Raw genomic sequence first — 21,430 nt, 5'->3', positions numbered from 1 at the left:
CGCCAAAGGCATGGTCCAGGACCTCAAAGAACCAGCCCAACAGGCCATGGACAACGTCAAAACCACCGCCACCGACGGCATCGAACACGTCAAAACCGACAGCCAAGACGCCGCCACCGACGTCAAAGACCGCGCCACCACCGCCAAAGACACCATCCAAAACACCTAGGCAGGCGCAAAACCAGTAACAGCACCGGGGCCGTCTTTCCTTTTTGGAAGGGCGGCCCTGGTGTCTCCGTCCGCTACAGCAAAGGAACTGCCATGAAGAAGTTGCTCTTCGCCTTTTTGCCCGCCATCATCGGCCGCATCCTGCGGGCCAGGAAAGCCCGGCAAACGGGCGCCGGCCAGGTCCCGCCGAGGACCCGGTACTGACCAGAGGCCGTAACGGGGAGTTCGCCTAGCGCTTGCCCTTCTTGCGGGAGCCCTTGCCCCTGCCCTTGTCCGGGTTGGGGGCATATCTCTGCGCCACCTTGGGCGCTGCCTTCTTGGCACCCGAACCACGGCGGTCCGGTTTCGGGGCCTTCTTTTCCGTGACCGGCTGCGCGGAGGGCTGCCGTGAACTCTGTGCCGTCCGGCCGCGGACGATGCCGATGAACTCTTCCAGGACCTCGTCGGTACTGTCCGTGACCCACACCAGGGCGATCTCGGTGCCGGGCGCGTCGGTGGCGCGGCGGGCCACAGTGTCTTTGACGTTGAAATGGCGGGCCACGGACATGGGCAGGATCACCAGTCCGGCGCCGGAGGCCACCACCTGCAGGGCCGGCTCGGGGCCACCCAAGGCCGCCACGTCCAGGAAGGACTCCTGGTCCAGGTCCGCCAGCGCCACGTCCTCGAACACCGAAATTTCGTGGCCCTTGGGAGCGACCACCACGGCCTGCTCCTCGTACAGGGGAATCACGCTGAGGCCTTCGCGCCCGATCGGGAGCCGGACGAAGGCCATGTCCGCGGAACCGCCGCGGACCGCCTCAGCCGGGCCGCCGCCGTCGTGCATCTCAGCGTGAAGGGGAATGTGCGGCATGCGCTCTTCCCAGCGGCGGATCCATTTGCCCGGCGTCACGCCCGGAACATACGCGATGCGCAGCTCGCGCGGCGCTTCGGCGGGAATGTCGCCGGTGGAAACGGCGTCGTCTGGGGAGGAGGTTGTGGAGGGCACGTCTTCACAGTACCCGCCGCCCGGATACCCTTGAAGCATGACCTCTGCAAACTCCCAGTCCATGAAGCCGGCCACCGTTGCCAAGAAACTTGGCATCCACCTGCCCGCAACACCGCAGGAGTTCCAGGATTCGACCATCACCCGCGAGGAATTCGCCGAACTCCAGGCGAACCCGCCGGAGTGGCTCGCCGAGCTGCGCCGCAACGGTCCGCACCCCCGCCCTGTGGTGGCACAGAAGCTGAACGTCTCCATCAGCGGCCTGGCGCGCGGCGGCGTCGAGGACGCGCTGACGACGGCGGAGATCACCGCGCTGCTGCAGGCTCCGCCGCAGTGGCTGGTCACCGAACGCTCCACCCACGCAGCAGTCCGCGCCGAGGCGCAGCGGGTGAAGGACGAGGCCGCCAAGAAGGAAGCCAAGCGGGCCCGCGCCAACTGACGCCACCGCTCCACATAAATCAGAAGCTTGTCCGCAGATCTGAACCCTGAAGGCCCGGATCTGCGGACAGGCTTCTGTTGTTTCCGGTGTGCTCCCCTATCCAGGGGCCGGATCAGTCCTGATGCAGCTGGATGTAGTTGCCGCAGCCGTCGTCGAACACGGCACTGATGCCGGACGGGTCCTCGGCCGGCGGGCTCTTGAAGGTAACGCCCGCGGCCATCAGGCGGTCGTATTCGGCTTGGACATCCGGCACGCCAAACACGATGGCCGGCAGCCCTGCCTCGTGGACCGCGTTCATGTAGTCGGCCCCGATGGGGTTGTCGCTGGGCTCCAGGAGGAGTCCCGCTGAGTTGTCCGAGGCACCCGGGTCCTTGATGATGTACAGGTTGTACTCCGGCATGGCCATGAGGGTGTCGAAGCCCAGGGTGCCGGTGTAAAAGGCGTGGGCGGCGGCAGGGTCCTTGACGTGGATGCTGCACATTTTGATTCGCATGGACCCCAACATACCCTCGCCGGACGCCTAGCTGACAAGGATCTGGGTGGCGGATTCTTTAAGCTTTCCGTTGGCCCATTTCATCTGCCGGATGTTCTGCGCGTGGCAACGCTCCGCCACCTCCAGCAGGTCCTTGTGTTTGATGCCCTGGGCTGCCTGCGCCACGAGTTCCCAGTCCGCGGAGACGCCGCAGGCCTTGATGTAGGCCTCCCGGAGGTCGCGCAGGAGCAGCAGCCCTGCCTCGGCGTCACGGCCCACCAGCTCGCTGCCCTTCTCGCGGATCTTCTCGAGGAGCGTGTTCTCAGCCTTCGGTTCGGGATCCAGTTCCCGGCCGTAGCGGCCGGCGATGGCGGCAATCTCACGGACGTGCTGCTGGGACCATTTCGCCAGGTCGCGGGCCAGGTGGTAGATCTCGTGGTCCACTTTGTGCCGCTCCGAGACGCGGAGAAGGTGTTGGGCGAGGTCGTTCTCGTCCCGGTGGAGCTGTTCCAGTACCAGTCCGATTTTCACAGCGATGCCTCCCCTTCGTCGGTGCCGCCGTTGCCGTCCGCGGGACCGGTGCTGTCCCCGGAGATTTCCTCGCCGGCCAGCGCGGACGGGATGCCCCTGGTCCGGGCCTCTGCCGGGAAGTCGCCGGCGGGGGCGGAGGCTGTGTTGGTGGGGGCAGGGGCGGGCCCGTCGCCGGACCGCACTTTGGAAATCCGGGCAGCCGCGGTCTTGAAGATGGGCTGCTTGGAGGCGGCGTCCCAGTCCGTGATGGTCAGCTCGTTGGCGGCGCGTCCTGCGCCGTCAGGTTCGTGCCCGCCCGGCGTATCCCAGTAGCCGTAGTGGAACGGCAGGAACACCACGCCGCCCCGGATGCCGCCGATCCGCACCTTCGCCTGCACGGACCCGCGCGGAGTGGCCACCTCTGCAAGGTCCCCCTCGGCAAAGCCGTACGTGCCGGCGTCGTGCGCGGACAACTCAACCCAGACGTCCGGTGCCGCTGCCTGGAGTTCCGGCGCCCGCGCCGTCTTGGTCCGGGTGTGGAAATGGAACAGGGTGCGGCCGGTGATCAGCTGCAGCGGGAACTCCTTGCTGGGGAGCTCGTGCGGCGGCACGTATTCGGCGGCTTTGATGAGGGCGCGGCCCTCCGGGTTCAGTGCCTTGTACTCGGTGGGGTCCACGGGGGCGCCGGTGATGAGGTCGCGGCCGTAGGTCTCGCAGTAGTCCGGGTGTGCCCAGAACTTCCCGTCAGCGTAAATGCGTTCGGTGCCGTCCGGGTTCTCCTCGTTGCACGGCCACTGGATGCCTGAGCCGCCGAGCAGCTTGCCGTAGGTGATGCCGGTGTAGTCGCACGGACGCCCGCGGGTGCACTCCTTCCAGGCCTCGAACGCCGACTCGGGACTGTCCCACTTGATCAGTGGCTCGCCGTCCTTGTCCTTCAGCCCCATCCGGTGGGCGTAGTCGATGAAGATGTCCAGGTCCGGGCGGGCCTCCCCGGGCGGGTCCACCGCCTTCTCGGACAGGTGCACGGTGCGGTCCACATTGGTGAACGTCCCTGTCTTTTCACCCCACGTGGCGGCGGGGAGCACGACGTCGGCCAGCTGGGCGGTCTCGGTCAGGAAGATGTCCTGCACCACCAGGAAGAGCCGGTCCTGCTCCAGGATGGAGCGGATCCGCCGCAGCTCCGGGAGGGAAACGGCAGGGTTGGTTCCGCTGACCCACAGGAGCCGGATGGAGCCGTCTTCCGCGTAGCGCATCATCTGCATCAGGTGGGTGGGCGGAGAGTAGTGCGGGATGGACATGGGGTCCACGTTCCACACGCGCGCCAGGTCCTTGATGTGGGCATCGTTGGACCAGTTCCTGAACGCTGCGAGGTCCCCGTCCGCCCCGCATTCGCGCGTGTTCTCGGCCGTCGGCTGGCCGTTCATCTGCAGGATCCCGCACCCCGGCTTGCCCAGCATGCCGCGGATGATGTTGATGTTGTTCACCTGGACGGCGGCGGCGGTGCCCTGGTTGGACTGGTAGAAGCCCTGCAGCACTGTGGACAGGAGCCGTTCCGCGTGGCCAAGGATCCGCGCCGCTTCCTCGATCTTTGCGGCCGGAACACCTGTGATTTCGGCAGCCAGCGCGGGTGCGTACTTCGCCACCTCCTTCTCCAGGTCCTGGTAGCCCACCGTGTGCGCCTGGATGTAGTCCCCGTCCACCCAGCCGTTGGCGATGATGTGGTGGAGGATGGCGTTCATGAGGGCCACGTTGGTGCCGGGCCGGGGCGCCAGGTGCACCGTTGCGGCCCGGGCAACCTCGGTGAGGCGCGGATCCACGCAGATGATTTTGGGCGGGTTGGGCCCGGCCAGCCGGTCCAGCATCCGGGTCCACAGGACGGTCTGCGTTTCAGCCACGTTGTGGCCGTAGAGGGCGATGACATCCGCGTGGTCCACGTCCGTGTATGAGCCCGGCTGGCCGTCGCAGCCGAATGATTCCTTCAGTGCTTCCGCCGCGGTGGCGGTGCAGAGCCGGGTGTTGCCGTCCACGTGGTTGGTCCCGATCCCGCCGTGCGCAATGGTCCCCAGGGTGTAGTACTCCTCGGCGAACAGCTGGCCTGTGGTGTAGAACCCCAAGGCGCTGGGGCCCTGCTCCGCCAGCAGGGCTTTGGACCGGGACACCACACGGTCCATGGCCGTTTCCCAGTCGGTCTCCACGAGTTTGCCGCCTTCCCGGATCAGCGGCCGGGTCAGCCTGTCCGGGGACGCGTTCGCCTGCCAGCCGTACAGGTCCTTGGGACCGAGCCGGCCGTGGTTCACGCGGTCTGAGGCACGGCCGCGCACGCCCACAATCCGGTTGTCTTTGACGGCGATGTCCATCGCGTCGCCGTTTGAATGGAGGATGGAGGCGGTCTGGACCCACCGGTCCACGGATTCCGCGTCAACTCCTTCGGCCAGGTGGGTGTCCACGCGCACCGGCCACGTTCCGCCGCCGCGATACGGAGTCCTGGTACCCCACGGTTCTGCGATCCGGTCAATCCGACCCATCGGTTCATCTCCCGTCCCAAAGCGCGCCCGGCACCCCTGGGATGCGCATCAAGCCTGCGCACCCAAGCCGTGCAGCAGCGCTGCACCTGCAGTACACGGGAAACGTACCCTTCCCCGCGGCGGCAAAACGCCCGCACGCAGCCGACATTGACCGCGCTGACGGAACAGGGTGCAATTGAATGACCAGCCCGGGATTCCGCGGCCCGGGCGCACGCTGGAGGTGCCAGGTGGCAGCCGTGACGGAAGGACTTGTGCAGGGACTCGTTGAGGGTGCCTGGGCGCTGGTGCTGTGCGGGCCGGTGCTGGTAGCCAGCGTTGCCGCCACGGTTTTTGTGGTGCGGCGCAGGACCCTCTTGGCGTCCGACGGCGGGGGGCAGCGTTCGGACCAGCTCTTCTGGGACCTTTTCCTTGGCTCATGCGTGGCAGTTCCCGCGCTGCTGATCCCTACGCTGATTTCCCCTTGGACCGGCCTGTTCCTGGCCGGCGCCGCCGTGGCAGCGGGCATCGGTGCGTACCGCTGGACGCCGCGCTACCTGGCCGGACGCTCACGCCGTCGGGATGATCTTGCGCGGGAGGCAGCGCATCAGGCGGCCCGGGCCCGGCACGATGAGCTGATGGCCCGGTGGAGCCGCTACGAGCTGGATCCTGCGTGCAGCATCGACTACCCGGACCTCACCGATGTTCGCCTTCCCGAAACATCCGCGCTGATCAAGGCCATGCGGGCCGCTGAAGAGCTTCGGAGCGTTCCCGGTCACGGCAGCGGTTCCGCCGGTGGGAAGGAGTATCCCGACGCCGTTTCCAGCCTGGCTGCCTCCCTCGCCGATGCCGAGCGGGCGGCGGGCATTCCGGCGGGCCAGGCGCAGGGGCCAGGTTAAGTGGTGTGTCGGGAGCGGTGGAGCGCCCACCGCCGGCGGGGATAGCATCCCAGAATGAAGCCAGAGGAAATACCAGCCCGCGACCAGTACGGCCGGCTGCTGGAGGACCGCGGGGTCTGGCGGCAGGCCACCACTCTTGAGGCTGCCGGTGAACTGACCGCGCGCTGGCTGGAGGGTGGAAGTTCCTACCAGCCCGGGCACTTCGCGGCAGACTACGACGACGAAACCAACCCGATCGCCGCCGCTTTGGCGGAGCTGAACCGGAACGGGCTGTTCACCAAGGAATCCCAGCCCGGCATCAAGGACGGCGCCGCAGCGCAACGGCAGTACGTCACCGGGTTCTGCAGTGCCGCGACGGCCGGCGATCTGCTGGCACTGTCCACCCGCACGGAGCTTGTGACCATCGCCCACGCCCCGGGCGAGGCCAGCAGCGCTGCCATCCCCGTCACCCTGGACGGTTCGGAGGTGGTGACGGTGCTCGGGTCCAGCGAAAACCCCGTGGATGAAGAGCAGATCAGGGCCTGGTCCGACGAAACCAACGATTCCCTGGCCCTGTTACTGGCCGATTCCTGGTACGTGGAAATCCTGGACCCGGTGTGGGGCCGCAACGACGTCCTCCTGCCTGCGGTGCTGGGCGCGCTGACGGGGCAGAACTAGCGGGAAGTTGTCCCGGTCTTCGCTTCGCCTTGCCTATTCGACATTCCGTTTTGAGCCACCCGGATTTAGGTTTGCGAATGGCTCGGGGTGTCTTCGACAACGCGCTGGCAGCTCAAGGTTGGTCAGCAGAGGCTGATTCTCAACGAGCAAAGATCACTGGAATGCTTCCGTCAGGGTGGACACCACGGCGGCGCTAACTTCCACCACCGTAGGCGTGCCTGTCAACAGTGGGAACTTGCCCCCGTGGTGGGTGGCGCTGCGGGCACATCGCAAGAACCAGGCCGGGGGCAGTTCCTTTCCATATCGTCGTATCGTTGTGCCCCACAGCTATGGAAAGGAGTAATTGTTGTGAAGGCAGGCGAGGTGACCTTGGGATGTTACCCGCGCGATGACGTCTCATGGGTGAAAGACGGCAAGGTTCGGGAAGGTCGCGCGACGATATTGGTCCGCCAGGCTGACGGGACTTTGAAGCACGCTGGCGAAGTTTCCCTGGGCGATTTGAGGATTCTGCGTCCGGACGTGCAGGTCGGTGGCGAATTCGTCGTTGAGCTACGCGCCCGCTTCGACTCGGAGATGTTCGACCGCCGGGTGACCTTCACCGCCAGTGGTGACGAGAGCAGCGACGTCTTCGTATCGGCAGTCGGGCCCGGCGCACGCGCTGAACCCAAGGCCGGCCTATTTAAACGGACGCGGTATTCAGGCTTCGAGTTTGGTGTGCTGGTAATGGCCGCCACCACTGAGCAGGGTACGCGCGTCAGCCGCACGTCGGGCCCGCTTGTCGAGCATGGACCCGGCGACGGCGTAGCGGCTGGTGCGATTTAGCGCTGCTGGCTCTAAAGGTCGTGGGGACAGATTTCCGTGCCAACCAGTCCGGATCGTCCCTGTCCGTAGGAGGGGTCACCGTCATTCCCCGCCCAGATCACGCCACCCCGCGGGCAGGTCATCACATCGAATGCCCTGCCGTTTAAATGCGCCCGCAGATGGTGACCGTCGTCCTCGACCACTTTCCATCCTGCCGCCGTCAGTTGAGCGCGATAATGCTGCAGCACGTCGACGTCCCCCGAGAGCTTGAACCAACGGGTACAACCGCCCACGCCACTCATGCCCCCGCCGTTGAATTGGCCCACGTGGCTGATGGAATCAAACACCTGCTGGGCTGCTCGATCCGCCGAGGCCATGGGCTCAGCCGTCCCCTCTGTCACGCACTGTGGAGACGAGACGTACTGCGTCTCGAAACGCTGCCCCAGGGCCAAGGGCGTGACAGCAAACATGCCGATCAGCATAAGGGCCGGAATAGCCACAGCCGTCAGCCGCATCCACCGCCTGACCGAAAGCACGAAACCAATAAGGGCGAAGAGGGTTACCAGCAGGAGCGCCAACTTGGAGGGACCGGCCGTCAACCCCCACATGAGTCCATCGAATGCACTGCCCGTGACATCGCCGTAGACACTCATGAATCCGTAGTGGACCAGCACACCCAGAACCGCCAGTCCTGCCCCAATAACGAGCAAGACCGCGGCGGTTGCGGACCGGCCGGTCTGGCGCATGGCTCATAGTAGGTTCGGCCCGAGCGAAAGTCTACGGGCCTTTCGCAGCCATCCCGGCAACGGCCAGGTTACTCCTCAAATCACTTCTGATGGCACAAACGGCGCCACATACGAAAGGTGCGGGGCAGCGCCGTCCGCTGCCCCGCACCTACTCAAACACAGTGGCCCTACAGCTCCACGGTGCCGCTCTCGCCGACGCTCATGCGGCTGTTCGTCACCTTGGACTTGACCCACTGCAGCACCGTGGCCGCCGTACCGCCCGGGCTGGTCCAGTATTCTGCAGAGTCCGAATCCACCCGGAGCAGGCATACCTCGGGGGTGTCCGGCCCGTCCGGGAACCATGCCTCAACAACCTGGTTCCACATTTCGTGGATCTTGGCGCGGTCCGTGACCACCTCTGCGGTCCCGGCGACGGAAACCCACTCGGTGTTCTTGCCGAAGGAGACGTTCACGCGGGAGTCCGCGCGGACGTGCGCAACCTGCGAGGTGCCGAGCCCGGTGAAGAACCACATGTCGCCGTCGTCCTTGACCTCCTGGACGGCCAGCGGCCGGCTGACGAGGGCGCCTTCTTCGTTGATGGTGGTGACCATTCCGATCTTGGAATCGTTGATGATCTCAGTAACCTTGCTGATGCTCTGGGCGTCAGTCATGCCTCACCTCGTTCGTCTGGAGTCGGGGACACTCCCCACCGCCAGCCTATTAGTAAGCATGCTTATTTGCCAGCGCGGTCAGGCGCCCGCAGGAACGGACACGCGCGCCACTTCGGCGATACGCTCCGCGGTGCGGCGGCCCATCCTGATGGCACCGTCCACGTGCTGGTAGCCCTCGGCGGCGAGGTCGGAGGAGGACCAGTAGATGGGGCCCACAGGGGCGTGCTGGTCCTTCCCGTACCGGTGCAGGCCGCCGAGATCGTAGCTGGCAGCGTAGGCGCCGCGGGTCCACTCCTCGGAGCCCCAGTCGGATTCGTAGTACACCTCGGGAGTGAGAGCTTCGTCGCCGAGGTAACCGGCGACGGACGCAAGGATCGCCTTCCTGCGCTCTTCGGCACTCAACTCGAAGACGGCGTCAGCCTTCTCATCGGACACGAAGCCCACCAGGGTGCCGCGGGCATCGGCGTGGTTGGTGTTGTCGTAGACCTCCTGGACCAGGGCATCAGCGCCGAAGCCGGTGCCCGAGAGCCCCTTGTCACGCCAGAACGGCGTGGCGTACACGGCGTGGACCTTGATGACCAGGCCCAGGGATTGGTGCTGGTGCATCTGGTGCTGGCGGCGCGGCAGCGGCGGGTTGAACGAGACGCGGGAGTACAGGTTGGGCGGGACGGCCATGATGACGAAGCGGGCGTTGACGGTGGCGCGGTCTGATTCAACGGCCACGCGGTGCCCGCCCTCGGCGTCGGGCTCCCAGTTGACGGTGCGCACCGGGGAATTAAGCACGACGTCGTCGCCGAGGTCCTGCGCCAGCAGCTGCGAAACCTGCTGCATGCCGCCCACCACGCGGCGGTCCAGGATAAAGTCCTCGTCCGTGAGGTTGGTGAAGGAGCCCGCGGACGCTGCCATGAGGACGGCCTGCAGGGCCGAGAAGGAGTGCGCGGGCTTGGTGAGCATGCCGCCGGCGATGAACAGGCCGATGTTCTTGCAGGCTTCCTCGCTGGCCGAGTTCTGCCGCAGCCAGTGATGGAACGAGATGGTGTCCAGTTCCCGGGCCTTCGGGTGCGCCCATGGCTCGGCGGGCCCAATCTCAGCCGCGAGCTTATCCAGGATGGCCACCAGGCGGTCCATTTCGACGGCGGTTTCCGGGTCCACGGGGAACGAGTCGCCGGTGTAGCGCACGGGGACGCCGTCGGCGCCGATGTAGACGGACTCACCGTCGCGGTAGCGCGGGTAGGTCTCCAGGTTCAGTTCCTCGAGCAGTTCCAGGAGCGCTTCCTGGTCCGGGGAGACCCACTGGCCGCCGATTTCCAGCATGGCGCCGTCCACAGTTCCGGTCCACGTGCGCCCGCCCACCCGGTCACGGGCCTCGAGTACGGCGACGCTGAGGCCGGCCTTCTTCAGTTCGCGGGCGGCCGTGAGTCCGGACGGCCCGGCTCCTACGACGACGACGTCGCGGTTCAGGTTCAGCATGATGTCCTCTCTGCGGTCCCGGGTGATGGAAACCACTAAATGAATGGCATTCATTTAGTAGAACTATAGCCCGTCCGGCCGGGCAGCGGAAGTGCCTGGTGCAATAATGCGGAGGACACCGAGGAAAGGGCAGAAATTGCCGGCAGTACCAGCAGCACAGCAACGTCCGGCTACCGACGGCGGGGTCCGGAGAAGGCGCGCCGGACGGCCTTCCTCGGCGGTACTGGACAAGGCAGGCATCACCGCGGCGGCCCTGGAGCTCGTGGGCAGGAAGGGGTACGACGGCCTGACCATGGCCGCCCTAGCCAAACTCCTCGTGGTGGCACCCTCAGCCCTCTACAACCACGTGTCGTCGAAGCAGGACGTCCTGCTGCTGGTGGAAGACCACCTGATGTCCCTGGTGGATGTATCCTCCTTTGGCGCCGCCCCCTGGGATGACGCGGTCCGGACGTGGGCCTGGAGCTACCGCAATGTCTTCGCCGAGCACACGCCGCTGATTCCGGTCATCGCCGTACTGCCGGTTACCGACGCGCCCCAGACGCTGGCCATGTACGAGACGGTCAGCAAGGGATTCCTCGACGCCGGCTTCCCCCAGGAGCGGATCATCTCCGCCATCGTGGCGCTGGAGTCGTTCATTTTTGGCTCCGCGTACGACGTCACCGCGCCGGAAGACATCTTCGATCCCGGCACCATGGCCGAATCCACGCCGTACTTCACCGCTGCCGTCCGCGGGGCTGCGGGCACCGCACTCCGCGGATACACCCAAGCTCCGGAGGGCACCGAAGCGGCCGCGGACCCCCTCCGCGCCGCCGACGCCGCCTTCACGCTGGGCCTCGATGCCCTGGTGGCCGGGCTGGGTGGACTTCGGAAGGCGGACTGACCCGGGGGCCAACAATCACGGCTTGCCGGATCGTGCTTGTAGTACAAGTTTTAAACTTGTATCCTAAGAAGGTGGGCGAAGGAGCCCAGTCCCGCCCTTAGGAGAATCCATGAGCACCGTCGACCTGATCCGGCACGTCAAGCTGTCCACCGCCCGCCTTCCCCTCGCCGTTCCCATCAGCGACGCCAAGGTGTTCACCGGCCGGCAGAAGCCCATGACCGAGGTGGTCTTCCTCTTCGCCGAAATCACCACCGAACTGGGCCACTCCGGCATCGGCTTCAGCTACTCCAAGCGCGCCGGCGGCCCTGCCCAGTACGCCCATGCCAAAGAGGTGGCCGAGGGCATCATCGGCGAGGACCCCAACGACATCGCCAAGATCTACACCAAGCTCCTGTGGGCCGGCGCCTCCGTGGGCCGCTCCGGCGTCGCCACCCAGGCCCTGGCCGCCATCGACATCGCCCTTTATGACCTCAAGGCCAAGCGCGCCGGCCTCCCCCTCGCCAAGTTCCTGGGCTCCTACCGCGACTCCGTTCAGACCTACAACACCTCCGGTGGCTTCCTCAACGCCTCCCTGGACGAAGTCAAGGCCCGCGCCACCCAGTCCATCGAGGAGGGCATTGGCGGCATCAAGATCAAGGTGGGCCTGCCGGATTCGGCCGAGGACCTGCGCCGCGTGGCCGGCATCCGCGAACACATCGGCTGGGACGTTCCGCTGATGGTGGACGCCAACCAGCAGTGGGACCGGGCCACGGCCCTGCGCATGGGCCGCCGCCTCGAGGAGTTCAACCTCATCTGGATCGAAGAGCCGCTGGATGCCTACGACTTCGAAGGCCACGCGCACCTGGCACAGGTCCTGGACACCCCCATCGCCACCGGTGAAATGCTGGCCTCCGTGGCCGAGCACAAGGGCCTGATCGCCACCAACGGCTGCGACATCATCCAGCCTGACGCCCCGCGCGTCGGCGGCATCACCCAGTTCCTCCGCCTCGCCGCCCTCGCGGACGAACGCGGCCTGGGCCTGGCACCGCACTTCGCCATGGAAATCCACCTGCACCTCGCCGCGGCCTACCCCCGCGAGCCGTGGGTGGAGCACTTCGATTGGTTGGACCCGCTGTTCAACGAGCGCCTCGAAACCAAGGACGGCCGCATGATCGTTCCGGACCGCCCGGGCCTCGGCGTCACGCTCAGCGACCAGGCCCGCGCCTGGACCACCGATTCCGTGGAGTTCGGCGCATAACGCTGAAGCCGTAACCTTGAGCCATGAGCCGGAACCTCACCGCGGACCTCGCCGCCGACCTTCGCAACCGCATAGTTGACGGCATCATCCAGCCGGGTGAGAAGCTTCCCAGCGAAAACACCCTGATCAGCGACTTCGGCGTCAGCCGGACCGTGGTGCGTGCCGCGCTGACGAGGCTCCAGGCCGAAGGGCTCGTGGAAACCGAACGGGGGCGCGGCAGCTTCGCCCTCACGCCGCCGTCGGACGGGCCCCAGGCTGTACCCGGGGCCCGTCCGGTGGCCACCACCGAGGACCGGCTGCACCTGCTGGAGTTCCGGATGGGCGTTGAGACGGAGGCCGCGGCCCTGGCGGCGCGCAACCACACCGAGCGGCAGCTGCGGGCTGTGGGCACTGCATTGGAGGCCTTCACCGAGAGCGCGGGCCACCCGTCCCATGCCATGAAATCGGACTTCGACTTCCACCGGGCGGTGGCGGCGGCGTCCGGCAATCCGTATTACTCCGACTGCCTCGCAGCACTGGGCCAGACGATGATTGCCATGCCCCGCACCCGGCTGATGACCGGCGTCGAGCACTACGCGGGGGACCACTTCGACCAAGTGGTCCAGGAGCACCGGTCCATCCTGGACGCCATCGCTGACGGTGACGAGGCTGCGGCCGCCGCGGCGATGCGCAGCCACCTGGCCAACTCCCGACGCCGGTTCAAGGCATCCGCGCGGCCGTCCGGCGAGCCTGGACCCAGGCCCGAGTCCTAAGCCTGTTCGCGGATCCGGGCCTTCAAAGCCCGGATCCGCGAACAAGGCCCTGATGGGCGGGGCGTCACCCGGCCGGCGCCCCCGCGGCCGGCATTGTTTCCCCAATCAACTCCAGGAGCCGCAGCACCGCAGGATTTGCCGTTTCCTCGTTCCAGGCCAGCTCCAGGTCCACCCGGTTCAGTTCCTGCATGCCGTGGCGGCCGTCGATTTCGTGGAACTCCACCCCGGGCGGGGCGAAGGCCATGGCCGAGGCAGGAACCAGGGTCACTCCGAGCCCGGCCTGGACGAACGCCAGCAGCGCCGGTACCTGGCTGGCGTACTGGGTGATGTTGGCATGGGCGCCGGCACTGGCGAACAGGCGCAGCACCAGGTCGTGGAAATACCGGGCCTCCTTGGTGGAGTACATCAGCAGCGGGCGCCGGTCCAGGGATCCCAACGGCAGCGGCTGGCCGTCGGCGATTCCGGTGTTGCCCAGGATCGGGTTCCCCTCGGGCACCGCCACCACCAGCCTGTCCTGCATCAGCGGCCGGGACACCACCCCCGGCCGGGCCACGATGGGCCGCAGCAGGCCGATGTCCACATTGCCCTTCACCAAGCCGTCCATCTGGTCAGTGGACACGAGCTCCCGCAGCACAAAGGACACCCCGGGCATCCCTTCGGCCGCCTTCCGGAGCATCATGGGCAGCGCGCTCTGGCCGGCAATCGCCGTGTAGCCCACGGTGATGGTCCCCGCCTGCCCGGAGGAAACCCGGCGGACGTCCATGTCCGTCTTGATGCACATATCCAGGATCTGACGGGCCCTGGGCAGCAGGGTTGCGCCAGCAGCCGTCAGTTCCACCTTCCGGCTGGTCCGGCTGAACAGCGTGGTGTTGAGCTTCTTTTCCAGCATCTGGATCTGCCGGCTGAGCGGCGGTTGGGTCATGTTGAGCCGTTCAGCAGCGGCGCCGAAATGCAGTTCCTCGGCCACGGCCACGAAGGCTTCTAACTGGGGCAGCGAAAACATCAATACCTTTACTGGATTGTCGAGTGCAGAAATTGGCTTGGACCTGTATCGATCGCTTCCCATATCGTCTGTGAACAGGACCACACAAAGCAACCCCACCAGGAGCCCCGCACCATGAAGAGCACAGCGCTGTGACCACTACCTTCAACCCCGCCCAGCACCTCAACCAGGTTCGCATCACCGGTGTGACCATCACGCCCGTCGCATTCAAGGACCCGCCACTCCTTAATACTGTCGGCGTCCATGAACCCTTCGCCCTGCGCGCCATCATCGAAGTCCTCACCGACTCTGGCGTCTCGGGCTTCGGCGAGACCTACGGCGACGCCGGCCACCTGGCCCGGCTGCAGCTGGCAGCCGCATCGCTGCCGGGCGTGGACGTCTTCAACATCAACACCCTCCGCGGCCGCATCGCCCAGGCCCTCAGCGTGGACACCATCGAGGGCGGCCACGGCATGAGCGGCATGGTCACCGGTTCCAGCACGGCGGACCGCGTCCTGTCCGCCTTCGACGTCGCGGCGCTGGATATCCAGGGAAAGCTCCTGGGCCGTCCCGTCAGCGACCTGCTGGGCGGGGCAGTCCGGGACTCCGTGCAATTCAGCGGCTACCTGTTCTACAAATGGGCAGGGCATCCCGGCCAGGAGGCGGACCGGTGGGGTGCCGCACTGTACCCCGAAGGCATTGTCCGGCAGGCCCGGGCGATGGTGGACGGCTACGGCTTCGGCGCCCTGAAGCTGAAGGCCGGCGTCTTCCCGCCCGAAGAGGAAATCGCCGCCATCCATGCCCTCCGCGCGGAGTTCCCGGACCTGCCGCTGCGCATCGACCCCAACGCCGCCTGGACCGTGGAGACCTCCATCCGGGTGGGGAAGGAACTGGACGGTGTCCTGGAGTACCTGGAGGACCCCACGCCGGGAATCGAGGGCATGGCCGCGGTCCGCAGGGAAGTGGGCATGCCGCTGGCCACCAACATGTGCGTTGTCAGCTTCGCGGACGTGGCGCCCGCCGTCGCGGCCGGAGCCGTGGATGTCATTCTCTCCGACCACCATTTCTGGGGCGGGCTGCGCCGCAGCCAGTTCCTTGCCGGGATCACCGAAACCTTCGGGCTTGGCCTGTCGATGCACTCTAACTCACACCTCGGCATCAGCCTGGCCGCGATGGTCCACCTTGCTGCGGCCACCCCCAACCTCGACTACGCCTGCGATACTCACTGGCCATGGAAGGACCCGGAGGAGGACGTCATCGAGGGCGGTGTCCTCCGGTTCACGGACGGTGCCGTGGGGGTCCCCACGGCACCCGGCCTGGGCATTACGGTGGACCGGGACGCCCTGGAGCGCCTGCACCGGCAGTACCTGGACTGCGGGCTGCGGAGCCGTGACGATACCGGTTACATGCAGCGGCTGCACCCCTCCTACCAGCTGCAGAGCCCCCGCTGGTGAGCGCACCGGACAGTATCCAATCCTTGCGGATCGTGGTCACCGATCCCATCATCAGCCGCTTCGAAGAGGCGTTAAGGTCCGACGGCGGCGCGCACCACTGGGACATGGCTGCGGCATGGTCTCCGGAAAGGCGGGCCGCGGCACTTGCCGGTGCCGACGTCGTCGTCTGTTCCGCCCTTCCCCCGTCTGAAGCGGAAGCCGCGGGCAACGCCCGGCTGGTCCATGTGACCGGCGCCGGCTATGACAAGATTTCCTTTCCGCACTTGACTCCCGGGACGGGGGTTGCCAATACCTTCCACCATGCCCGGCCCATCGCGGAGCATGTCCTGATGGTCACCCTCATGTTGTCGCGCAACGTGGTCCGGGCAGACCGCGAGGTTCGGAACGGCCAGTGGCGGACCATTGCCACCACCACGGACGTTCCGTTCCACCCCGTGCTCAGCGACCTTGTGCTCGGCGTGGTGGGGCTGGGGTCCATTGGTGCGGAGGTGGCGCGGGTTGCCGCTGCCATGGGGATGACGGTCCGGGCCGTGCGCCGCAACCCCACCGTGCCGCTGCCCGCCGGGGTGCAGCTGGACTGGGTGGGCGGGAAAGCCGATCTTCAGGCTCTCCTGGCAGGGTCCGACGTCGTGGTGGTCACGGTTCCACTGGCGGAGGACACCCGCGGCATGATCGGCGCTGCGGAGCTGGCCGCGATGAAGCCCTCCGCGATCCTGATCAACGTGGCGCGCGGCGCCGTGGTGGACCAGGCAGCGCTTTACGCCGCCCTCTCGGAGCGGCGGATCGCCGGGGCAGGCCTGGACGTGTGGTGGGGTACGCCTGCCGAAGGCGTGGTTCCGCCGGCGGAATGGCCGTTCGCGGAACTGGACAACACGGTCCTCACGCCGCACCACTCGGGCCATGCACGGGTAACGTTCGAGCGCCGGGCCCGGGACATCGCAGCCAACATCGCACGGCTGGCCAGCGGATTGCCGCTGCACAATGTTGTCAGGACGAGCCCAGTACCAGCTGGGTGACCAGCAGCGCGCTCCCCACCGCGGACGCAGCAAAGGCGAGCTTCTTCAACCGTGGCGGGCTGAGGAACCGGTTGACGTAGCGGGACGCCGCATAACCGGCGATCACCGCCGGAACCATCCACAGAGCCAGGACCAGCATGTGCTGGGTGACGGTACCCGCCAGCCACAGCATGGCCATGGAAATGGCCGATCCCACCATGAAGAAGGCGCTCATGGTGCCGCGCAGCCGCGGCCCCTCATGGCCCTGCCAGATCAGCGCCATGGGCGGGCCGCCGATGGACGTGGCGGTGCCCATGATGCCCGACGCGGCTCCCGCCACCACCAGGTTGGTCCGCCGGGGCCGAGGTGCCCAGCCCCGGCCCGCGAGGACCAGGCCGGCGAGCACCACGGCCACCACCACCCAGGCCATCCCCTCCTTCGAGGAGACCGCCACCAGCCACGCGCCCACCACGCTGCCCGGCACCCTGCCCGCCAGCGCCCAGCCCGTACCTCGCAGGTCCAGGCTTTGCCGCTCGGTCACCGTCACCATGACCGTGACCAGCAGGGCGAGCAGGATCAGGGTGGCGGGCAGCAGTTCGGGATCGATGATGGCAATGACCGGCGCCGCCAGCATGCCCATGCCGAAGCCACTGGAGGCCTGCAGGCAGGCTGCCAGGAAGATGGCTCCGGCGATGATGGCGTATTCGGCGCCGGTCACAAGGCGTTGGCGGTTGCCGCTGCGGCCGCGGCGCCGGTGAGGCCCTTGATGGTGTCGAGCGGGAGGTGGCATTCGGCCAGGTGCCGCCTGCCGTCCGGGGCTGTGAGGACCTGCGGCTCCGGGGCCACCTCGGCGCAGATGTCCTGGGCTTTCCAGCACCGGGTGCGGAAGCGGCAGCCCGACGGCGGATCCAGCGGGGATGGCAGCTCGCCCTGAAGGACAATCCGGTCCCGCTTGGCGCCCGTGACGTCGAGCTTGGGCGAAGCGGACATCAGTGCCGCGGTGTAGGGGTGCCGGGGGTGGTCGAAGACCTCTTCCGTCTCCCCTGTTTCGATGATCCTGCCCAGGTACATGACGGCCACCCGGTCGGCGACGTGCCGGACCACGGTGAGGTCGTGGGAGATGAAGATATAGGAGACGCCCAGTTCCTTCTGCAGCTCATTGAGCAGGTTGAGGACCTGAGCCTGGACGGACAGGTCCAGTGCGGATACCGGCTCGTCCAGGATGATCACGTCCGGCTTCAGGGCAAGCGCCCGGGCGATGCCGATGCGCTGGCGCTGGCCACCCGAGAACTCCTGCGGCGACTTCCGGGCGTCGGAGGCCCGCAGCCCCACCATCTGCAGCAGTTCCTTCACCCGTTCATCCCGCTCCCGGGATGTGGGGTAGAGGCTCCGGTGGGTTGCCCAGGGTTCGGCGATGATGTCGCCCGCGCTCATCCGGGCGTTGAGCGATGCGAATGGGTCCTGGAAGACCATCTGGACCCGCCGGCGCCATGTCAACAGTTCCTTGCCCTTGAGCCCGAAAGGGTTGGTCCCCTCGAAGCTGACCGTTCCTTCATCAGGAGTTTCCAGCATCATCAGCGTGCGCGCCAAGGTGGATTTGCCGCAGCCGGACTCACCCACCAGGCCCAGGGTTTCCCCGCGGCCCACGCTGAGGCTGATGCCGTCCAGGGCCTTGAGCCGGGTGTTCCCGCTGGCACTTTTGGCCACGTGGAAGGTCTTGGTCAGGCCCTCAATGCTCAGAAGCGGTTCAGGCATTGGTGATCTCCTCGCTGAAGTGGCACGCGGCCGTGCGCACGGGACGGACTGTTGCGCCGCCGTCGTTGGTTCCTGCGGACGTGGCCTGTTCCAGGTCCGCCGCAGCGGTGGCACCGCTTTGAGTACGACGGCGGCCTGCCGGGCGCAGTGCCGGGCGCTCGGCGCGGCAGATGTCCTGCACCATGGGGCAGCGGGACTGGTAGACGCAGCCGGACGGGATGTCGTGGAGCTCCGGCGGGCTGCCCGGGATGGATTTGAGCTGGTCGCCGCGTTCCAGGTGCACGGGCACGGATTCCAGCAGGCCCTTGGTGTAGGGGTGGCGGGGATCAGCGAAGACCTCGGCCACCGGCCCGCTCTCCACCACGTTCCCGGCGTACATCACGGCCACGGAATCCGCTTCCTCGGCCACCACCGCAAGGTCGTGGGTGATGAGGATGACGGCCATCTGTCCCTCTTCGCGGAGCTTGCGCAGCAACTGCATGATCTGCGCCTGGACCGTGACGTCCAGGGCGGTGGTGGGCTCATCGGCGATCAGCAGCCGCGGATTCAGCGCCACTGCCATGGCGATGAGGATGCGCTGGCGCATGCCGCCGGAGAACTGGTGCGGGTAGGAATTGACCCTCGATTCGGGTTCCGGGATGCCCACGCGCTTCATCAGGTCGATGGCTTCGGCACGGGCCTGCTTGGCGTTCAGGCCCCGGTGGATCCGGAACGCCTCCCCCAGCTGGGTGCCCACCGTATATACGGGGTTCAGTGCGGTCAACGCGTCCTGGAAGACGATGCCCAGCTCCGGTCCGGCAAACTTCAGCCGTTCCTTCGGGGTCAGCGCGGCCAGGTCCGTCCCGTTCAGGACAATCTGCCCGTCGGCAAGGTCGCAGACCGGGTCCATGATGCCCGCCAGTGCCTTGGCCGTCATGGACTTTCCGCAGCCGGATTCACCCAGCAGGGCAAGGGTCTCCCCGGCCCGGGCTTCGAAGCCCACGCTGTTGACGGCCCGGACGGTGCCGCGGTGGGTCCTGATGTCCACGGCGAGGTCGCTGACCTGCAGGACAACGTCATGCGCCTGGGCGCCGGCCGGGCCGGCAGGGCCCCGGGGGTTCTGGAGCGTAGATGGATCGGCAGCTGTTTTCACGGCTGTGCCTCCTTTACGGGAATACGGGCAATCAGCCGCTTGCGGGGAAGGGCCAGGCGCCAGCGCTGGGCAGGATCGGTGGCGATCCTGAGCCAGGCTGCCAGCACGTTGGCGGCGATGGTGGTGACCACGATGGCGACGCCCGGGAAGATGGACAGCCACCACGCGGTCTGCAGGTACTGCCGGCCCTGGGAGACCATCAGGCCCCAGCTGACGTCCGGCGGCTGGATACCGATGCCCAGGAAGCTCAGCGAGGATTCGGCCAGCATGACGTAGCAGAATTCCAGCGTGGCCAGGGTCAGCAGGGTGGGCAGCACCACCGGGATGACGTGCCGGAAGATGATGGCGTTGGGCTTGGCTCCGAACGTCCGGGCAGCGTCCACGAAGGTGCGGCTTTGCAGTTCAGCCGATTCGGCGCGGGCGGTGCGGAGATAGATCGGAATGCGGGTCAGCGCCAGGATCAGGACGATGTTGGCAGCCGAGGGGCTGAAGACGTAGAGGACCACGACGGCGAGCAGCAGGGAGGGGAAGCTCATGATCACATCGGCGACGCGCATGGAGACGTTTTCCCGCCAGCCGCGGTGGTACCCGGCCCAGACGCCCCACAGCGAGCCTATGAGCAGCGCCACGGCGACGGCGGGAAGCGCCACGGACAGGGTGGTCCTGCTGGCCACCACCAGGCGCGCCAGCATGCTGCGGCCCAGGGAATCGCTGCCCAGGAAGTACTCCCAGCCGTGCGCCATGGTGAAGGGTGCCTTGTTGGCGAACAGCAGGTTCTGCTTGGTGGCGAGGTCGCCCATGAGCGCGGGCCCCACCAAAGCGGTCAGGCCAACCAGCAGCAGCACAAAGGCGGCGACGGTGGCGAAACGGTCCTTGAGGAGGAGGCGGAACAGGCCCGGCTGGCCGTCCCGGGCGTCCGGTGCGTTCCTGGTGGGCGGCTGGCCGGCCGGTTGCCGCTCTTCCTGCCCCTCTTGGGCGGTGCCGTCAGTCAATGAACTCGTCATGGTTCCTCCTAGGCCTTGACCGTCACGGGACGGACGCGCGCATCCAGCAGCGCGTACCCCATGTCGATAAGGATGTTCAGGGCAAAGATCGCGACGGCGGTCAGCAGCACCGCCGCCTGCAGGACGGCGAAGTCGCGCTGGAGGATCGAATCGATCATCAGCTTGCCGATGCCCGGCCAGCCGAAGATCGTCTCCACCACCACAGCGCCGTTGACGAGGCCCACAGTGAGGTCACCGGCCACAGTCAGGGCCGGCGCTGCGGCGTTCCGCAGGGCGTGGTGGGTGACCACCCGCAGCTCGCCGGCGCCGCGGCTGCGGGCCAGTTTGATGTACGGCTCGGAAAGCGCGGACACCATGGAGCCGCGGACAATCTGCACCAGCACACCAAACGGCCGCAGGAGCAGCGTGGCGATGGGCAGCACCCAGGCGCTGGCCCCCGACACCCCCGAGGTGGGGACCCAGCCCAGGGTGATCGCGAAGATCCAGATGCCCACGATGGCCAGCCAGAAGTCCGGGATCGATGCCGCGGCCATGGAGATAAAGCTTGAGATCCTGTCCGCAACTCCGTTCGGCTTCAGGGCAGCCCAGCAGCCCACGATGACCGCCAGCACCACGGCCAGCACCATGGTGGTGGCCGCGAGCTGGAGGGTGGCCGGGAAGGCACGCAGCGCCATGGCGGCCGCGTCCTGCCCGGTCCGCAGGGACTGCCCGAAGTCGAGCCGCAGCACCCCGCCGAAGTAGTCGGCCATCTGCACCAGGAGCGGCTGGTCCAGGCCGTTGCGCGCCGTGAAGTCGTCCCGCATCTGCTGGGTGGCGTTCAGCGGCAGGTACAGGCTGGCCGGGTTGCCGGTCATCCTGGCCAGCGCGAAGACGCCAACCACTACCACCACCAGCGGCAGGGCGCTGGAAATGATGCGCTTTCTCAAGTAGGTCAGCATGGCCGT

Annotated in this window: 22 protein-coding genes; 9 read left to right on the top strand and 13 right to left on the bottom strand. The window is 67.0% G+C overall.

Translation table 11 applies throughout. The annotated features are described in order from the left end of the window. Window positions 1-397: 397 nt before the first annotated feature. Complete coding sequence (locus tag AC1DBN_RS10055) at window positions 398-1,192, bottom strand: LysR family transcriptional regulator substrate-binding protein (RefSeq protein ID WP_172830023.1); 795 nt, start codon at window positions 1,190-1,192, stop codon at window positions 398-400. Between AC1DBN_RS10055 and AC1DBN_RS10050 the strand changes: the two genes are divergently transcribed. Beyond that, on the top strand, window positions 1,191-1,589 hold the full coding sequence (locus AC1DBN_RS10050; protein WP_091717009.1) for a DUF5997 family protein: 399 nt from the start codon (window positions 1,191-1,193) through the stop codon (window positions 1,587-1,589). The two genes, AC1DBN_RS10055 and AC1DBN_RS10050, sit on opposite strands and share 2 nt — an antisense overlap. A gap of 112 nt (window positions 1,590-1,701) precedes the next feature. On the opposite strand, the gene AC1DBN_RS10045 is transcribed toward AC1DBN_RS10050, so the two are convergent. The 3 genes from AC1DBN_RS10045 to AC1DBN_RS10035 are packed head-to-tail and all read right to left on the bottom strand — an operon-like array spanning window position 1,702 to window position 5,096. Then, on the bottom strand, window positions 1,702-2,082 hold the full coding sequence (locus AC1DBN_RS10045; RefSeq protein WP_477723106.1) for a VOC family protein: 381 nt from the start codon (window positions 2,080-2,082) through the stop codon (window positions 1,702-1,704). Between the two features lie 27 nt (window positions 2,083-2,109). After that, window positions 2,110-2,592 carry a hypothetical protein gene (locus AC1DBN_RS10040; RefSeq protein ID WP_091717007.1) on the bottom strand — a complete coding sequence of 161 codons (483 nt, stop codon included), beginning with the start codon at window positions 2,590-2,592 and terminating at the stop codon, window positions 2,110-2,112. Further along, complete coding sequence (locus AC1DBN_RS10035) at window positions 2,589-5,096, bottom strand: molybdopterin oxidoreductase family protein (RefSeq protein ID WP_091717005.1); 2,508 nt, start codon at window positions 5,094-5,096, stop codon at window positions 2,589-2,591. Before AC1DBN_RS10035 ends, AC1DBN_RS10040 begins: the two co-directional genes overlap by 4 nt. A 236-nt stretch (window positions 5,097-5,332) precedes the next feature. Between AC1DBN_RS10035 and AC1DBN_RS10030 the strand changes: the two genes are divergently transcribed. The 3 genes from AC1DBN_RS10030 (at window position 5,333) to AC1DBN_RS10020 (ending at window position 7,450) form a co-directional block, all read left to right on the top strand. After that, on the top strand, window positions 5,333-5,971 hold the full coding sequence (locus AC1DBN_RS10030) for a hypothetical protein (RefSeq protein WP_477723105.1): 639 nt from the start codon (window positions 5,333-5,335) through the stop codon (window positions 5,969-5,971). A gap of 54 nt (window positions 5,972-6,025) precedes the next feature. Beyond that, window positions 6,026-6,628: a DUF6919 domain-containing protein gene (locus AC1DBN_RS10025; protein WP_477723104.1), complete on the top strand. Its 603-nt coding sequence runs from the start codon at window positions 6,026-6,028 to the stop codon at window positions 6,626-6,628. A 348-nt stretch (window positions 6,629-6,976) separates the two neighbouring features. Next, window positions 6,977-7,450: a hypothetical protein gene (locus AC1DBN_RS10020; RefSeq protein WP_477723103.1), complete on the top strand. Its 474-nt coding sequence runs from the start codon at window positions 6,977-6,979 to the stop codon at window positions 7,448-7,450. A gap of 11 nt (window positions 7,451-7,461) precedes the next feature. On the opposite strand, the gene AC1DBN_RS10015 is transcribed toward AC1DBN_RS10020, so the two are convergent. The 3 genes from AC1DBN_RS10015 to AC1DBN_RS10005 all read right to left on the bottom strand — a co-directional run bounded on the left by AC1DBN_RS10015 (window position 7,462) and on the right by AC1DBN_RS10005 (window position 10,349). Continuing rightward, window positions 7,462-8,175 (bottom strand): hypothetical protein, encoded by a 714-nt coding sequence (locus tag AC1DBN_RS10015; protein WP_477723102.1) that lies wholly within the window; start codon window positions 8,173-8,175, stop codon window positions 7,462-7,464. A 167-nt stretch (window positions 8,176-8,342) separates the two neighbouring features. Next, window positions 8,343-8,825 carry a pyridoxamine 5'-phosphate oxidase family protein gene (locus AC1DBN_RS10010; RefSeq protein WP_056080156.1) on the bottom strand — a complete coding sequence of 161 codons (483 nt, stop codon included), beginning with the start codon at window positions 8,823-8,825 and terminating at the stop codon, window positions 8,343-8,345. Between the two features lie 78 nt (window positions 8,826-8,903). Continuing rightward, a complete protein-coding gene (locus AC1DBN_RS10005; protein ID WP_091716995.1) occupies window positions 8,904-10,349 on the bottom strand; it encodes a flavin monoamine oxidase family protein in 1,446 nt (481 codons plus the stop codon). A gap of 82 nt (window positions 10,350-10,431) precedes the next feature. Between AC1DBN_RS10005 and AC1DBN_RS10000 the strand changes: the two genes are divergently transcribed. From AC1DBN_RS10000 to AC1DBN_RS09990, 3 genes are all read left to right on the top strand, one after another. Next, the gene (locus AC1DBN_RS10000; protein ID WP_477723101.1) at window positions 10,432-11,175 is read left to right on the top strand and encodes a TetR/AcrR family transcriptional regulator; all 744 of its coding nucleotides are present in this window, start codon (window positions 10,432-10,434) and stop codon (window positions 11,173-11,175) included. A 109-nt stretch (window positions 11,176-11,284) separates the two neighbouring features. Next, the gene (locus tag AC1DBN_RS09995) at window positions 11,285-12,412 is read left to right on the top strand and encodes an L-talarate/galactarate dehydratase (protein ID WP_477723100.1); all 1,128 of its coding nucleotides are present in this window, start codon (window positions 11,285-11,287) and stop codon (window positions 12,410-12,412) included. 23 nt (window positions 12,413-12,435) lie between these two features. Beyond that, entirely contained in the window at window positions 12,436-13,164 is a 729-nt protein-coding gene (locus tag AC1DBN_RS09990) for a FadR/GntR family transcriptional regulator (protein WP_477723099.1), read from the top strand. Window positions 13,165-13,228: 64 nt separating this feature from the next. Here AC1DBN_RS09990 and AC1DBN_RS09985 read toward each other — a convergent pair whose 3' ends face one another. After that, the gene (locus AC1DBN_RS09985) at window positions 13,229-14,167 is read right to left on the bottom strand and encodes a LysR family transcriptional regulator (RefSeq protein WP_091716988.1); all 939 of its coding nucleotides are present in this window, start codon (window positions 14,165-14,167) and stop codon (window positions 13,229-13,231) included. A 131-nt stretch (window positions 14,168-14,298) separates the two neighbouring features. Here AC1DBN_RS09985 and AC1DBN_RS09980 point away from each other — a divergent pair, with 131 nt between their 5' ends. Further along, window positions 14,299-15,600, top strand: a complete 1,302-nt coding sequence (locus AC1DBN_RS09980) for a glucarate dehydratase family protein (protein WP_477723098.1) — start codon at window positions 14,299-14,301, stop codon at window positions 15,598-15,600. Next, window positions 15,597-16,616 (top strand): 2-hydroxyacid dehydrogenase, encoded by a 1,020-nt coding sequence (locus AC1DBN_RS09975; protein WP_477723097.1) that lies wholly within the window; start codon window positions 15,597-15,599, stop codon window positions 16,614-16,616. Before AC1DBN_RS09980 ends, AC1DBN_RS09975 begins: the two co-directional genes overlap by 4 nt. Here the strand turns inward: AC1DBN_RS09975 and AC1DBN_RS09970 are convergent. From AC1DBN_RS09970 to AC1DBN_RS09950, 5 genes are read right to left on the bottom strand one after another with little or no spacing between them, the layout of a single operon-like run. Continuing rightward, window positions 16,588-17,313, bottom strand: a complete 726-nt coding sequence (locus tag AC1DBN_RS09970; protein WP_477723096.1) for a sulfite exporter TauE/SafE family protein — start codon at window positions 17,311-17,313, stop codon at window positions 16,588-16,590. The genes AC1DBN_RS09975 and AC1DBN_RS09970 overlap by 29 nt on opposite strands. Further along, window positions 17,310-18,350: an ABC transporter ATP-binding protein gene (locus AC1DBN_RS09965; RefSeq protein ID WP_477723095.1), complete on the bottom strand. Its 1,041-nt coding sequence runs from the start codon at window positions 18,348-18,350 to the stop codon at window positions 17,310-17,312. Before AC1DBN_RS09965 ends, AC1DBN_RS09970 begins: the two co-directional genes overlap by 4 nt. Further along, window positions 18,343-19,482: an ABC transporter ATP-binding protein gene (locus AC1DBN_RS09960; protein ID WP_477723094.1), complete on the bottom strand. Its 1,140-nt coding sequence runs from the start codon at window positions 19,480-19,482 to the stop codon at window positions 18,343-18,345. Before AC1DBN_RS09960 ends, AC1DBN_RS09965 begins: the two co-directional genes overlap by 8 nt. Further along, window positions 19,479-20,486, bottom strand: a complete 1,008-nt coding sequence (locus AC1DBN_RS09955; RefSeq protein WP_091716979.1) for an ABC transporter permease — start codon at window positions 20,484-20,486, stop codon at window positions 19,479-19,481. Before AC1DBN_RS09955 ends, AC1DBN_RS09960 begins: the two co-directional genes overlap by 4 nt. A gap of 8 nt (window positions 20,487-20,494) precedes the next feature. Next, entirely contained in the window at window positions 20,495-21,424 is a 930-nt protein-coding gene (locus AC1DBN_RS09950; RefSeq protein WP_056080190.1) for an ABC transporter permease, read from the bottom strand. Window positions 21,425-21,430: the final 6 nt, after the last annotated feature.

This window comes from Pseudarthrobacter sp. 10T415 (genome assembly GCF_056394175.1).
Note: the sequence above shows the minus strand (reverse complement) of the source record. Positions and strands in the feature narration are given on the sequence as shown.